This is a genomic window from Nitrospira sp. CR1.1 (genome assembly GCA_014055465.1).
Taxonomy (GTDB): domain Bacteria; phylum Nitrospirota; class Nitrospiria; order Nitrospirales; family Nitrospiraceae; genus Nitrospira_A.
On the sequence record WIAF01000003.1, the window covers coordinates 47,893 to 62,751 of the forward strand.

12 protein-coding genes are annotated in these 14,859 nt (G+C 59.2%); 1 reads left to right on the forward strand and 11 read right to left on the reverse strand.

Features of this window, described 5'->3' with window-relative positions; genetic code table 11:
• Positions 1-21: 21 nt before the first annotated feature.
• Positions 22-1,281, reverse strand: coding sequence for a glucose-1-phosphate adenylyltransferase (gene glgC / locus GDA65_07165; protein MBA5862471.1), 1,260 nt, complete (start codon positions 1,279-1,281; stop codon positions 22-24).
• 483 nt (positions 1,282-1,764) lie between these two features.
• Here glgC and GDA65_07170 point away from each other — a divergent pair, with 483 nt between their 5' ends.
• Positions 1,765-1,986 carry a hypothetical protein gene (locus GDA65_07170; GenBank protein ID MBA5862472.1) on the forward strand — a complete coding sequence of 74 codons (222 nt, stop codon included), beginning with the start codon at positions 1,765-1,767 and terminating at the stop codon, positions 1,984-1,986.
• Between the two features lie 407 nt (positions 1,987-2,393).
• Here GDA65_07170 and GDA65_07175 read toward each other — a convergent pair whose 3' ends face one another.
• The 10 genes from GDA65_07175 to GDA65_07220 all read right to left on the reverse strand — a co-directional run bounded on the left by GDA65_07175 (position 2,394) and on the right by GDA65_07220 (position 14,658).
• The gene (locus GDA65_07175) at positions 2,394-2,741 is read right to left on the reverse strand and encodes a DUF2294 family protein (protein ID MBA5862473.1); all 348 of its coding nucleotides are present in this window, start codon (positions 2,739-2,741) and stop codon (positions 2,394-2,396) included.
• Between the two features lie 125 nt (positions 2,742-2,866).
• Positions 2,867-3,067: a hypothetical protein gene (locus GDA65_07180; GenBank protein ID MBA5862474.1), complete on the reverse strand. Its 201-nt coding sequence runs from the start codon at positions 3,065-3,067 to the stop codon at positions 2,867-2,869.
• Positions 3,068-3,334: 267 nt separating this feature from the next.
• Positions 3,335-4,741 carry a response regulator gene (locus GDA65_07185; protein MBA5862475.1) on the reverse strand — a complete coding sequence of 469 codons (1,407 nt, stop codon included), beginning with the start codon at positions 4,739-4,741 and terminating at the stop codon, positions 3,335-3,337.
• Between the two features lie 73 nt (positions 4,742-4,814).
• Positions 4,815-6,839 carry a PAS domain S-box protein gene (locus tag GDA65_07190; protein ID MBA5862476.1) on the reverse strand — a complete coding sequence of 675 codons (2,025 nt, stop codon included), beginning with the start codon at positions 6,837-6,839 and terminating at the stop codon, positions 4,815-4,817.
• A 66-nt stretch (positions 6,840-6,905) separates the two neighbouring features.
• Positions 6,906-7,229 carry a P-II family nitrogen regulator gene (locus GDA65_07195; protein ID MBA5862477.1) on the reverse strand — a complete coding sequence of 108 codons (324 nt, stop codon included), beginning with the start codon at positions 7,227-7,229 and terminating at the stop codon, positions 6,906-6,908.
• 17 nt (positions 7,230-7,246) lie between these two features.
• Complete coding sequence (locus tag GDA65_07200) at positions 7,247-10,615, reverse strand: DUF2309 family protein (protein ID MBA5862478.1); 3,369 nt, start codon at positions 10,613-10,615, stop codon at positions 7,247-7,249.
• Between the two features lie 34 nt (positions 10,616-10,649).
• Complete coding sequence (locus GDA65_07205; GenBank protein MBA5862479.1) at positions 10,650-12,317, reverse strand: NADH-quinone oxidoreductase subunit L; 1,668 nt, start codon at positions 12,315-12,317, stop codon at positions 10,650-10,652.
• Positions 12,318-12,928: 611 nt separating this feature from the next.
• Positions 12,929-13,195 (reverse strand): hypothetical protein, encoded by a 267-nt coding sequence (locus GDA65_07210; GenBank protein MBA5862480.1) that lies wholly within the window; start codon positions 13,193-13,195, stop codon positions 12,929-12,931.
• A 67-nt stretch (positions 13,196-13,262) separates the two neighbouring features.
• A complete protein-coding gene (locus GDA65_07215) occupies positions 13,263-14,153 on the reverse strand; it encodes a hypothetical protein (protein MBA5862481.1) in 891 nt (296 codons plus the stop codon).
• Between the two features lie 316 nt (positions 14,154-14,469).
• On the reverse strand, positions 14,470-14,658 hold the full coding sequence (locus GDA65_07220) for a helix-turn-helix domain-containing protein (protein ID MBA5862482.1): 189 nt from the start codon (positions 14,656-14,658) through the stop codon (positions 14,470-14,472).
• Positions 14,659-14,859 lie beyond the last annotated feature (201 nt).

The window sequence follows — 14,859 nt, forward strand, 5'->3', positions numbered from 1 at the left end:
TTCACTGACAAGCGACGCGGTTCAATATGACGGCAGGCGACGCTTATGCTCCTCCGTTCCCGCCGAGGGTTTCGGAATCACCAACACTCCCGACTCGGCCCAATGTGATGGCGAATCGATCTCCTCGTCACGAGGCCCCAGATCGGCATGAGCCGGAATGGAGTTGTGACGGTCGACGACGACACGCTGCAGCCTTGCGCCCGCGCCGATGTGGGTATGGTCGAAGATAATGGAGTCTTCGATATAGGCGCCGGGGTCAATTCGCACATGGCGGCCAATGATCGACCGTCTGATGTCGCCTTCGATTGCGCGACTGCCTTCGCCGATCAGTGCATGATCCACATAACAATTCACCAGACTTGCCGGGGGTCCATAAGACGGTTCCGTTCTGATCGGCCATTCCCGGTTGCGCAGCTCACAGGATGGAGTATCCCCAAGTAAATCCATATTCGCCTGCCAATAGGCCTGGATGGTACCGACGTCACGCCAATATCCCGGCTCTTCGTAAGCGGCCACTCCGGGGATTTCATTATCGTGGAAATTGTAGGCCATTACCTGGTCTGTCTTGAGCCGGCGCGGGAGAATATCGCGGCCGAAGTCATGCGACCCTCCGCTTTTCGCGTCTTCTTCCAAGGCCTGGACCAGCACATCGGCATTGAACAAGTAATTTCCCATTGAGGAGAGCGCACACGTCGGATCGCCCGGCATAGGTTTAGGGATCGGCGGTTTTTCGTCGAATCCCACGACCCGACTGTTGTGATCGATCTCCACGATCCCGAATCCCTGCGCGGCGGCCACAGGAACTGGTAACGTCGCAACCGAGACATCAGCATCTCTCTCAAGGTGAAACTGTAGCATCTGCCGAATATCCATTCGGTAGATATGGTCCGCGCCGAACACCGCGACGATATCGGGAGCAAAATCACGGATGAGGTTGATGTTCTGAAACACCGCGTCAGCGGTGCCTTCATACCATCCCGCGCCGGAATTCATTTGAGGAGGGACGACGGTCACGAACTGCCGGTCCCCATCACCGATGCGCCAGGCCTTCCGGAGATGCTCGATCAACGACTGCGATCGATATTGTACCATTACATGCATGCCCAGAATGCCGGAGTTGTAGAAATTGCTCAGGACGAAATCAATGATGCGATAGGCTCCGCCGAACGGGACAGCCGGCTTACTGCGCGCTCCCGTCAGCGGCATAAGGCGCGTCCCCTTCCCGCCCGCCAGAATCATGGCTAGAACGCGGGGCTGTTTGATTCGTCCGTGCTTCGGCATGTTGCTCCCCAGTGAACAAGGCGCTCGAGCAGTGCGTCGAGCGAGGACTACCACCCTACAAAAGATGCCGTCGATGCCGTACTGGACAAACCCCTAGCACATTCTGAGCGGCAACTCTCGATAGGGCGCAGAGCAATATCAGCGCATCGGCGCTGAAGACGTTCGTTGACGAATGTGCGTCATCAATGATCCGGGTTGCCTCCTCGCGCGCGGTATTCGCGAGCTATTCTCCTGCACTCGCCCATTCACGGCTGCGACAGACCTTCGGCCAGCGGGCTCGCACCTCACCCCTCTATCGTCTTGCAGGAGTACGCCATAGGTCCTCCAGGGTCCTCCACTAGGCGGATCCCCGGATCATCCTTGCCCGCACTGTATGTTCTTGAACCAGGGAGTCTCCTAGTGCTCTCCCGCGAATTTGCTTCTTAGGATGTACTCGACACAAAAGAGAACTTCACAGACCTTCATCGGAAGGGGGCACACACTATGAATTGTGATCGATGCAGTAGTTTGATGTTTCCGGTTGCGCTTCAGGATTGGGGCGGCGGGCTAGTGAGTCAGGACATAGCGGCCTGGCGGTGCTTCGCCTGCGGAGAAATCGTGGATCAGATCATCGCGGAGAATCGCACTCGCGGAGGAGAGGATGTGGAAGACTGGCGACGAGGTGGCGCTCGTCGACGGGTCAATGCCATCGGCTTGCTACGGTAAACGTGTACAGCAATCCTATCTCTCATCCCGGGCGCCGCTGAGCACTCATCGGCGCCCCCATTGTGCCTGCCTCAAGCTCGTTCTATCCCCGGCCGTGCTGCCTCATGGACCGGCCGGAGGTCGGATCATACCCGTCAAACGGTTACCTCACCATTGACCGCATCACAGGAACCGGCGGAATCGTCATGGCATCACCTCCAGCTTGATTGGCGAGTTCCCGTCATCCGGTCTTGCGCCGGCGGCTCACCGAGCGGTGATTGTCTTATGGAGTGTATCGTCCGGCGGTGCTTTGCGCAGGGTGTGTGGGAGACCTGGTTGCGCGATGAGCGGACTCGGTATGAGTGGCGTAACCGGTCGCCAGCTGCGGCGACGGTGGGCATTGACGCGGCGCCCATGGGCGGAAGGGTTTACAATCGAATCGTGATGCTGCTTCGTCCGGAGACCGGGTCAAGGCTGGTGACCATTGTCCGAACCCTTCGCTCGACCACGCTCTCGATTCGCTCCATGAGCACATCCTGGCAAGAGATAAACATGGCCTCATGGAACTGCCTCAGCAGGGCCCGCCCCTCTTCGGACTGAGCCAATCGCGCTTCGGCGGGAACGGCGCCATTTCTCGTGATGGTCGCATTGATCACATCGTCGGCGAGTTGAACCTGAACGTGCGAGTAGTTCGACTTCATGAACTCCGTATGGAAGTTTAGAATCGCCAGCATGACGGCGTACTCAAGATCGGCGGTGCTCCTGGCCTGCCCCATACCCTATCCCCCAATTTCCTGCGCATGGCTTGAGGAGACGGCACGAGAACAAGCTGCCTGTCCTCGCTCGCAGCCGTCACACGCCGCCCCAGGGTTATCTCCCGGTCGAAGCCCGGACAGCACTATCATGACAGCGAGGTCACCACCGCAAGCCGGGCCCGATCCCCGCGAGGCTCCGCCCGTTCACGCCGGTTTTTTAGAATGACCGGATCAACAATGTCGCCGCACATCATGCAATGTAACGCCTGAAACCCTTGGCCCGCGGTTTCTAAGGCATGGTCATAGTCTTCTCGATACATGGGACTCTTGCATCGCAGGCAATTCATGACGCCTCCGTCCTGGCTATGTGTTGGTGCAGGAGCGCACACACTTTGTTCCTGACCCCAAAGGAGTGCAAAGACTGGTCCAGGAGTCGCCCAGGTGAAATCGTGGCACAGCCGGTGCCGGATTCATCTGAACATCTGGAGTTATCGAGGATTGAGCGAGTGGGAGCGGCTCGTGCAACAGGATGTTTGGCGCGACCGGTGAAAAAGATGTGTGCGCGCGCACCAACGCAGCATGGACCGTGCACCGGCACTCGAAAGCCGGACGGATTACGCGCGAGGTTTTCGGCGGCGATCCAACATCCAGCGCGTGACACCGAGCTGCTTTGCAGCTAACGTTTTGTTCCCGCCGGAACGGGCCAACACTTCTTCGATGATCCGGTCTTCCAGATCGGCCAGGGTCTGCGCACCAACCTGAAAACTGATGTGAACCTGTGCTTGATCAACAGGTGATGCACTGGGAGGAGGAGTCGCGGGAAATGCGCGGACCGATGTGGAGGCTGCCTGCTGAACGTCTCCGGGAAAGTTGGCAGCTTCCAGGGTCGCCCCTCCGCAGAACAAGACGGCGCGCTCTATCAAATTGCTCAGTTCCCGCACATTGCCGGGAAGCTGATACTCATACAGTAACGCCTGCGCGCTGGCTCCCAACGCCCGGACCGGTTTTGTGAGAGCCAACGCCGACCGGGTCAGGAATTGTTCCGCCAAAGGAATGATATCCTCCCGCCTCTCGCGGAGCGGCGGGACGACCAGGGTCACGACATTCAATCGGAAGTACAGGTCCTCCCGGAACTCTCCCTTGGCTACCGCCTCCTTCAAATTACGATTGGTCGCAGCCATCACCCGGACATCGATGGGGATGTTCGCGGCGCCGCCGACCCTGCGGATCGTGCGTTCTTCCAATACCCGGAGCAGCTTCGCCTGCAACGCCAGCGGCAAGTCCCCGATTTCGTCAAAAAAGATGGTTCCCCCATCGGCCAACTCGAGCAGACCGCATTTTCTGCCGGCCGCTCCGGTAAAAGCCCCCTTTTCATGCCCGAACAGCTCGCTCTCGAAAAGGTCCCGAGGGATCGAGGGGCAGTCCACCTCCACACAAGGCTTTCCGGCGCGGGGGCTGTTGTAATGGATGACCCTGCCCATGTACTGCTTGCCGGTTCCCGTTTCGCCTTGCAGCAACACCGTCACCCGGTCGTTTTTAATGAGTTCCTGCAGGTGGGCCAGAAAGGTTCTGGTGACGGGACTTCGGGCAATCACACGATCGAGCGCATACCGGGCAGCATCCTGTCCGCTGTGCAACTGCACCTGACGCTGCAGCGTCAGAAACTCCGTCGCCCGCCGGAGCGTGTGAAGAAGATCGTCCATATCAATGCTCTTGGCGACGAAATCAAACGCGCCCAGCCGCATCGCCTCCACCGCATCTTTCACCGTCCCCCTCGCGGTCAACACAATGACCGGAAGCCCCGGCACTATCTGTTTCACCCGGGCTAATACATCCAACCCGGAAAGATTCGGCATCACAAGATCAGCGACGAGCACATCGGGCTCAAAGGACCGCAGGAGTCCCAGGGCCTCCTCTCCGGAGCCGGCCGTTTGCACGACGTACCCCTGATCGCGCAGGCGCAAGGCAAACGCCTCACGAACCGACACCTCATCTTCCAGCAACAACAGTTGCCACGCCATATCAGGACATTCCGCCTTCCAGGCGACCGCCACACATCAGGTGTTTCGTATGCATACCTATCCCGATTCTCCGTTAGACTTCGCGGCGGATCGGCAACCAGACATCAACCACCGCCCCCTGACCCGGCGGGCTTTGAAGGACGAGCTGGCCATGGTGGCGCTCGACAATGTCCCTGGTGATGGTGAGGCCGAGCCCTACTCCTTTTGCCTTTCCCTTCGTAAAAAACGGTTCGTAAATCCGCTTCAAATCCTCCGCCGCAATGCCCTTCCCCCCATCGGCGAACCGCATCAACACACCGGGCACACGCCGGAGCTCCGGCGTCAGAGAGGCGTATACATTGCCGCCGCCGGGCATCGCATCGATGGCGTTCATCACAATATTGAGGCAGACCTGAAGGATATGAGCACGAGAAGCCTCGACGGCCGGAAGGTCAGGCGCAACGGAAGTCCTGATCAGAATCTGATGCTTCACAAGGTTCGGCCGGAGCAGCGTCAACGTATCGTCTAAGACCGAAGCCAGGTCGCAGGCGGCGATATCGAAGGGCCTGGGCCGCAACTGACCCAGGTGGGACTCTAGAAGCTCATCGATTCTCGACGCTTCCCGAGCAATCAACCGGCACCGGTCACGGGCCTCCTGAGGGAGGGACGTTTGCTCGGCCAAATGCGTCGCCAAGCTGCCCAGGCCAATGAGCGGATTCCGGACCTCATGCAAAATGCCCCCGGCGAGCTGGCCTACCAGCTTGACCTGTTCAGTGTGGCGGAGGGCTTCCAACATCTGCTCGCGCTCGCTGAGATCGGTCAGAATCGCCATGAAGTATTGCGTCGTGCCGTCGGAGGCCTTCACCGGGCTGACACTTTCCCAGACCAGGAACTCCGATCCGTCCTTCCGCCGGTTGACGAACCGCTCCACAAACGGCTGCCCGGCGCGAATCGATTGCCAGAGCCGTTCGTAGAATTCTGGCGAATGTTTGCCTGATTTCAAAATCACGGGACGCTGGCCGAGGGCCTCCTTGCGCGTCCATCCCGTCATACGCTCCAGGGCCGGATTCCAATCCACGATTCTACCAGCCGTGTCGGTCATCATCACCCCGTCTTGCGCGGACAGGAACAGACGATGATAAAAATCCATCTGCGTTTCTTCGTGCCGACGGCGCTCCAGCACCGCCCCGATGGTATTCGCCATCGTGCAGAGGAATTCCTGCTCCTTCTGCGTGAACCGGCGGACACGTTTCGAGTGGGCGGTCATCACGCCATAGACACGATCCTCGACCAGCATCGGCACACACATGCCGGCGACCGCGCCATGTTCCGTCAGCAGCTTCGAAGGGGAAAACCTCGTTTCCCGCTGGAGATCCTCGACCACCACCGGAACCCGTTCCCTGATCGCATAGCCGGCCTGCGAATGCGTGCCGCCTTCGATCGTCAATTTCCCGATGAGGTCCTGCCGCAGCCCGCTCCCCGCCATGATGTACAGCTGGCCGTCCGGTTCGCGAGGCACCAAAATTTTGCACAGCTCCACATCCAGAGCCGCCGCCGTTTCCTTCACCGCCTCGTTCATCAGCTCTTGGGCCGACATACCGCTGACGCCCAGCGTGCCGATCCGCGCCAGCACCGATTGGAACCGCGCCACCTGCGACGCGTCTTGCGCCAGCAGCACGCGTTCCGTCACGTCCTCCAACACCATCAGGACGCCGCGCTCTCCGCGGTAGGGCACCACGTTGAACCGGCAGTCGTAATACAGGGAGCGTCCGTCATGAGCCATCAGCCGGTATTCCTTGCTCTTCCGCGAGCCGAGATCCTGCTGGTTCCAGACAATGGCATCATCCAACAGGCGTTTCCGCAGAGAAGGCTCCCCGCCCTCCGCCTGTGGCGAGGCGTTCTCCACCAATTCCGCAAATTGAGAGTTCTCGAAGATGAGAAGGCCCTTGCAGACGAAGCACAACCCGCCGTCAATACAGTCGCTCAACCAGGCCAGGACCTCCGCGGCGGCGGGTTCGGACCGGATCGGCCGGGAGACTTTTGAACGGGTGCGGTGGGAGGAGGTCACATCAACGTCCTGCTCGTCCGGAGTCCTACGTGATCGATACGACACGTGCATGCGCGCGGTGCCAGTATATCGGGCAGGCCCGACCGCGTCGAGAGGACGACGGGAGCGCCACCGTTGCTAGGGGACCACGAAATGATCCCGGCGGGTAACCGCGACGTCGCTCACGAACATGGCGCCCGAGTGTTTGTGGAACACCGGCCCTAGGCCGGCCAGAATCGGTTCGATGCGCTCTTCCGGCACCACGGTGAAGACGATCACCTGGCTGCTGGTGTCGTCGAACAACAGATGGCCTTCATGGAATCCATGATGGCCCTTGCCCGACACATTGTTGATGATCGTGTACCCGGTCGCCCCCACCCGGTCCAACAGACCGGTGACGATTTTCAAATGTTCCCCTTCGACCACAATGCGAATCTCTTTCATCGGATGCAGTGTCAGCATACTCCGCCCCCTTCCTGCTATTGATTCTTCCTCTCTTGCTCCAATGACGTCGCCTCCCGCCTGGTCTCTTGCGTCGTGCCGACCACGTCACCGTTTTTCTGAAACCGGGAGGGATCTGCTTCTGCAGCGAGGTCAGCGGCTTCGGCGGAATGTTGCTCCGGCGCGCCAGAAACCGGCTGCCAGCCCTGCATGATGTCGTAGTGATAACACGTCGCTTCACCCGGTTCGCAGACAACCAGCGACACCCATTCATTCTCGAACAGCCGCTCAAGGCCGGGATGCTTCGCGATCACCGCCTCCACTCTTGCCCTGGGAGACTCAATCACGGCCAACAATCGCACGGGCTCGTGATAGGGAACCGGCCCGTCCAGCACGGTCTGCGATGGCAGACCCAACCGAAGGTCCCCGGTAGCCCCGCTCATGACCCCTACCCGCCCGACGATATTGTGGTAGACCTTGCTCCCGCTTCCGTAGACCTCATTGTCCACGGTGGAGAAGTAGTGTTCCATGTTGATCCACTGGGCCACGATGAGCGGCGCCGTCATAATCGCTTCCAGCAGTTTCCCGGACTCGTCCTGCCGGTAATCATACGAATGCAGAAAGGACCGGCCTTCCAGATTCAACGGCCGCGTCAGTTCCCGCCGGCCGATGATGAGGAGATTGTTTTTTGACAAGCCCCACTCCGGACGCACCTGCGCCCAATCCACACTCCGGCGGCTGGCCCTGGTCAGCGGATCCTTCCGTTTCGATGCGCTCGCGGGCCCCTCTAACGCCAGGCCGCGTTCATTCGCCGACTGCGCTCCCGCCTCCTGGAGGTCATCCAACAACCGGAGGAGATCTTTGCGGTGCGTCGCTGGAACATCTTCCAAATCCACAATCCTGACATCGTTCCGGGTCGTGTCATGCGCCGCGGCCACGAAATGCGAATCGCCGGGGATCTTGATGCCACGCCCTTCCAGCACCTTGCGCACCGCCTGATTGTTCGCCATCGCGGCGAAGGCCCTCGCATTCGGCAGACCGCTGTTCCCGCCGCAAGCCCCGCAATCGAGTGCGGACTCATAGGGATTGTTGTCCGATGTGCTCCCGTGAGAACACATTACAACCAGACGGGCAAACCCCGCGGTGAATCCCATCAGCCGAAGCGCCGCCTCGACGGCGTAGGCCTGCTCGGAGACCGAAAAGCCATGCAAGGTGATGCGCTGGAGGCGGGACGACATGCCGCGTGGTGTGAGGTTCAGGGTGCGCCGGAATCGTTCGTACAGCGCATCCGCTTCGGAAGGCGTCAGGCCGAGGCTTTTCGCGACCTCGCGGCTCTTCTGCTCGTCCTGGCCCTCCATCGCCCCCAGGCGGATAGTTTCGATCAAGGCTGGGGTGGTGTCGGAGCCGAGCGCCGGAAATTCCCGCCGCAGCGCCGCACGGATGGCCGCGCGCTGTTCGACGGCCACCATTTCTTCTGCCTCGTCCCTGGTCAGCTTATCGATAGTGAGGGTTGTCGCCAGGGGCGGCAGCCACAGGCCCTTCAACCAGGAACTCATGCGCTGGTACCACAGGGGAAAGAGCGTCTTGCCAAAAAACGGGACGCTGAAGAACCAACCCAGGGCTTCGACCATGACGTACGGAGTAATGACGTTCTCTTTCAGATCGTGCAGGAGAGTGTGGCCGGCGTGGCTGAGCCGCGCAAACAGCCGATGCCGGCTGGCCGCCGCCCCATGGTAGCTGCGCGGAATCTCGCGGATATGGTTTTTGGGCTTCAGCAGAACCGGCGCATGGGTGACCGGATGCTCCTCGCCAAACGCCTGGTACTTCACCGGAATGCCAAAAAATCCTGCCACGCCCAGCGTTTCATACCCCCCGAGCTGTTCAAGGTGCCGCCGCAAAATCTCCGATCGAACGTCGATACAAAAAACCATCTGCGCCAACGGTCTCGAGGCCCCAGCGGGAGCGGCCTGATCGTCCGTCTCCCGCAACTGTTTCGCCACTCCAGTGAGTTGTCCCACCACAACCCGGCGATGGCGCAATTCCAACGCTTCCAACCAGCGATGGCTGTGCTGCGCGGATGGAAATCCATCCAGCCAGGTCAACACCGTGAGCACGTCGGACGACGACGTCTGACTGATGGACTCTGAATCGGCGCCCATCGCACTCGAAAGGGCAAGCAGCCGTTTCGCATCGCGCCGCATGATTGCTGCGGCGCGCCCTTCGGCGGTCCGGTCATACACCTGCTTTCCGGTCTCGTTCCATTCTGCCGGCTGGCTCGTCCGGTGGAGGCGACTCCATGTCCGCATCTCTCCATCAACGGAGGGAGCCAATCGGCCTGCCACCAATTGACGCCTCAGCCAATGCGCATGGGGGGCCTGGTCGATGTAGCTGCGAATCGCCTCGTAGTGCCCCGCGATCTCCAACAACTCGCGGCACCGCAACGCCACCAGTTCCCGTTCGTAGAACAACCGCACCGCGAGATATTTCACCAGATCGATCGGATACCGCGCTTGCCAGGGCTGATGCTGTTCTTCGGCTCGCCACTTGATATAGCCCGTCCAGCCTGGAAGCGCGGCGAGGTGCAAGGCGAAATAGGACTCCCAGACAGACTTGGGAATTCCCAGATCGGCCAGGCACTGTAAGACCGCTTCTTCCGGCCGCTCGCCCAAGGCGTCGATCCTGGTTGCCGCATCCCGAATCCCCAGCAGCCGCAACCCGGCATCATACCGAGCCAACCGCTTCCAGCCGCGATAAAACGTGTGCTCCCGCCCCGGCATGACCCAGGAGGCTTCGCCTTCATCCAAAAACACCCCGCACCACTTGATCATTTGCTCGTTGATGTCCGCTTCGACTGATGTGCCCAGCGTGCGGTCGCACCAGGTCGATAGGGTTTCGTGGGACAAGAGCTCTACAGCTTCCCACGGAACCAGCGGTTCCGCCACACCGGTACGAGCCTGGGCGATAGACGAGGTGAGCCATGCCGTGAGCCGATCCAGCACCTCATCTGGCGCCGCATTGGCGCCAGGCTGTTCCACCGCAAGATCGTCCAGCCCATGCACCATGGAATGCTGGAGCAACTCCAGATGGGATAACTCCCGCCCCGCAAAGATAACCCGCCGGTCGCTGGCGAGCGGAGCCAACACTTGAGCCACATCCTCCCGGCCGATACGGCCTTGTGTAAAGAACCGGCGATAGAGGGCGCCGACGAGATACCCCTTTCCGCCCAGCAGTTGTTCCCCGCGCTTGACCGCTTGATCGAAGGGAAGATGTTCCAGGCCATGCAGCGGATTGTGATGAATAAACGTGCGCATGGGCCAGTAGGCGGCAATCGCCTCGCCTGCCAGTTCCACATGGGACCGCAGTTCCATCCGCTGCGCATCTGTGAAGGCTCGTTGTTCGAGTGCCATTCAATGACTCCGTTTCGCTGCCCGCGTGACCCGACTACCGTCGAAAGGCCGTTCGACCGATCATGCGCATGAGGTCTTCGACATACAGGCCGTTGAGAAACGTCACATAGGCTCGCGTACGCAGCGTCTCGATCCAGGCCGGCATGAGCAGCTTGACCCCTTTGGCTTTGCCATAGATCATGCCCCAGGCGCCGAGGATCAGGATGACCGCGCATCCCACCACGAGATCGAAAAACGAGCGATTCCATTCCGCAGCGCGCATAAACGCCTCTGCCGTCTCATGGCCAGGATAGAGGAAATGCGTGAACGCCTCGCCTGCCCACAGATAGGTGAGACCGATGACCGCGAGCGATCCGAGCATGGTCAGTGACACGGCCCATGAGGCGCCGGTATGGAGTCGATAGAGGGTGAACATCGCTTGCGACGTCGTGACCCAACCAAAGAAGAGAAAAATCACCGCTCCTTGTGCATCCTGCAACGGGATACTGACAACCCCGTGCAGCACAAGCAGGATCACCAGCGGCAACACCAGGGTCGCCACCAAGCCGGTTGTCCACGTCATCGGCGAGAAGGCGCCGGCCTTATCCACGCGCGCGGCAGGGGGGAGTTTATATTCCATCCGGGCCTTATGGATGACGGACCCGGAATTGAGAAACAAGGTGGCCTTGAATAGACCATGGGCGCAGAGGTGAAACACGGCCAGCGCAAAGGCGCCCAGCCCGCACTCCATGACCATATAGCCCATCTGACCCATCGTGGAGTAGACGAGGCGGCGCTTCACGCTGGTCTGCGTCAGCATTGCACTGGCGCCGATCAAGGCCGTCACGCCGCCGATGACAAACAACACATGCAGCGTCGCCGGGGCAAAACTGAACAGCGGCGCCAGTCGATTCACGAGAAAGCCGCCGGCATTCACAATCCCCGCATGCATCAAGGCTGACACCGGCGTCGGGGCTTCGATCGTGCCGACCAGCCAGACATGAAAGGGAAATTGCGCAGACTTGGTCATGACCGACAGAATCAACAGCAACGTCGCGACTAACGGCACGTCCAGTCCGGCCCGCAGCCAGTTCGCATCAACCGGCGGCGCAGAAGAGCCCTGCAGTCGCGCGAAGAGATCCGTGAGATCCAATGTGCCGTAGGCCCCGTAGAGCAGCACCAACGCCACGGCGAAGGCCGCATCGCCTAGCCCTTGCGTCCAGAAGGTTTTTTGTCCCGCCTCCCTGGCCGCGCGACTCGCCGGGTTGCACACAAGGAGCGACGAAAGCAGCCAGGTCACCAAATGCCAGCACAGGAACATCCAAAGGAGGTTGCCGCTGCTGACCAGACTCAGCAGCACGGAGGTGAGGGCGCCCAGGAACGCAAAATACCGGACATATCCCGCATCACCGACCATGTAGCGCCCGGAGTACACATGAATGATCAGGCTGACGGAACTGATGAGGACCATCATCACCGCCGCCAACCGATCGACCAGGATCGTATAGGCAAATGGTCCGGAAGATGCGCCCAGGATCGTCAGGCGGATCGGGTCGCCATAGAACACGATCGCAAACGTGGCTACCGATGTCAGCGCCGCGCACCAGAGGGCCCCGATCCCGATGCGCGAAATGCGTTCTCCAAGCTCACGCCACAATAAGGCGATGCAGAACGTGCCCAGCAGGGGCGCAAAGATCGTCAACAGGGGAACAATCGCTTCCATGACACGAAGATCTCCAACAGACGCATTGTTTGCGCGGGGTCATCAGCAAGAACAAGGCCCAGGGAGGAATACCCCCGAAAACCGGTGAAATGCAAGAAATCGCAGAATCAGCCGGCTACAGCTAGCTGAAAAACAAGCTGTCGCGCTGAAAGCACGGTGCATCGATGCACGGCCGTGCATATGCGCACGACAAGCATACTAAAATCAAGGAAGGGACGGAACCTGGCGGTAGATGAACAGGCCAGAACCCATCAGTGAGAAAGGTCGCGGACAGAGCACCCGTGCCTGGTGGGTTGTGTGGCTGAACTGAGAGTATCAGGAGGGCTGTATCACCACTCACGCCGTTGTGTTGGTTTCACGAACTCAACATCGCGTGACGGTGCAGGAGTCAGTAGGCGGAAAATAGGGGTCTTTTCTCGGTAGGTAGTTGAGGCAAGCACGGCCCCTGAGATGGAGCTTGTGCTGCCTTGAATGCAGAATCGCCCAAGCGGCTGACTACCTCATAATATACAGAAGAGGTGGATCTACAATCCTGAGCTGTATGATTCGCACACATATCTGACTGGACGCATCGCACTGCAATCCCATTGCCAGTTCGTCGCCGACGCAGGCTAACGTCGATAATCTCTTTCGTACCTATATAGTACGACTGCCCCAACAATCAGCACTGCTAGTGCCGCTACCCATCGAAATAGATCCAACCACTCATTGCCAACCACAAATGCGCAAAAAAAGAGAAGGGCGAAAATCCAGGTAGCGATCTCAAATTGCATTTTCCGAAAGAACAGCTTCTCTACATGTCCAATCAGAAAGAGCACTACCGCGATGAGCAACGCAACCACCGCGCCCGGTAAATAGGTTGAAAATATCTGGGTCATGGGTCTTTATCCTTGCTGCAAAAATGGGGTCAGGTCTTTCAACTAAACACTTATTATCCCTCCGCCCTTACGCACAACCTGTATGCACGTTCGCCTGGGCCAGGGTTGTCGGTTCTTGGGCGAGATACGCTTTGGCTTTCTCAAGTTGCGAGACCGCACGAGGAAAGGGCGCAATCCGAATAGCCTGCTCCCACTGCATGATCGCTTCCCGATAGCGGCCCTTGCACATCAGAAACGCGGCGTACTCGCCATAGGCGTAGGCGTTATTCGGATTGAGGCCGATCCCCTCCTTCAACAGCTTCTCCTGTAAGGCAGCATTTCCCTCGACTTTCGCCACATTTGTCCGATGTACCATGACGAGCATCGAATGGTGTGGGAGTGCCGCCGCATGTTGCGCGCGATCGAAGGCCTGATTGGCCTCAGCCGCCTGACCTTGCTTCTCATGCCAGATGCCTTCGAAATACCACGGATAAAAGCTGTCGGGGTCAAGTGCTTTCGCGCTTGCGATGTGACGTGCCGCCTCCTGAAACTCTTGTTTCACGAGTAGCACCCGCGCCAATTGTGCATGGGCTGCTCCAAGGTTGGGGTCCAACGCGACTGCCTGCTGGGCATAACCGAGCGCCTGCTGGACCGTATCCCCGGAAAACGTGCTGAGGTCATACCAGTCACCGATGGTATAGCCCCCGACCAGGGTCCCGAGGGACACTGCCACATAAATGAACGCTTCATTGCGGTTCTGGTCGGCGGCCTGGTTGATTTTGGTATAGGCCTCTTGGAATTGTGCACGATCAAACACATGAGCTTCCATTTGATAATAGGCCTCGCGCGCGAGATCCCGGGGAGTGGGGTTTCCCGCAGATGGCCGGTCGTGTTTCGTGACGGTATAAGCCCAGGCCCCGAGGATGACAAGACTGCACCCGAGCACCCAGGCTAACGGTTTCCTAAACATCGCCATCATCCCCACCCTCCTCACGCATCTTCATTGTCCACTATAGACCGCTCTTGGATCTTTCCATGAGCGTATTTCCGCAGCAAGTTTTGGATGAAAAGATGTCGTGGTGGGGTACCGATCGATGGAAGTGAACAGGGTGATCTGGTGAAGCAAATTCTTAGTGGCAGCAGGAGGCCCGGAAGTGGGTGAAGGTAGTCACATAATTCTTAGCGTCGATGACGGTCAGCGGCTTGCCGTTGTAGTTGTACTGACACGTAAAATTGGCACCACCTGCAAGCGATCCAAACGATTCTATAAGCTCTGATGGGGTCAGGTCTGTCATTCAGACACGCCCCTGTTCTGCGCGCTTGAGACGTCGACTCACCGTCACCTCATGGACGCCCAGGTGCTCCGCAATCTCCCGCAAGCGATACCCATACTGCCGATAGGCCACCGCGATCCGGCGCGCCTCGTCCCCTCGTCGCTGGAACAGCTCCTTCAGGGTTGGCCGGGCGGCTTGCGTCCGTTCAATGGGGGTTAGGTCTTGTAATCAAATTACATCATCATGGCTGTCCACCCCCAGCCTCACTCACATCTCTTCATTGAGTGAGAAGACCGCTACAGACCGCTCATGGATCTTTCCACAAGCGTATCTCCGCAGCGAGCGTTGGATGAAAAGATGCCGTGGTGGCGGCACCGATCGATAGAAGCGAAGAGGGTGATCCGTCTTAGT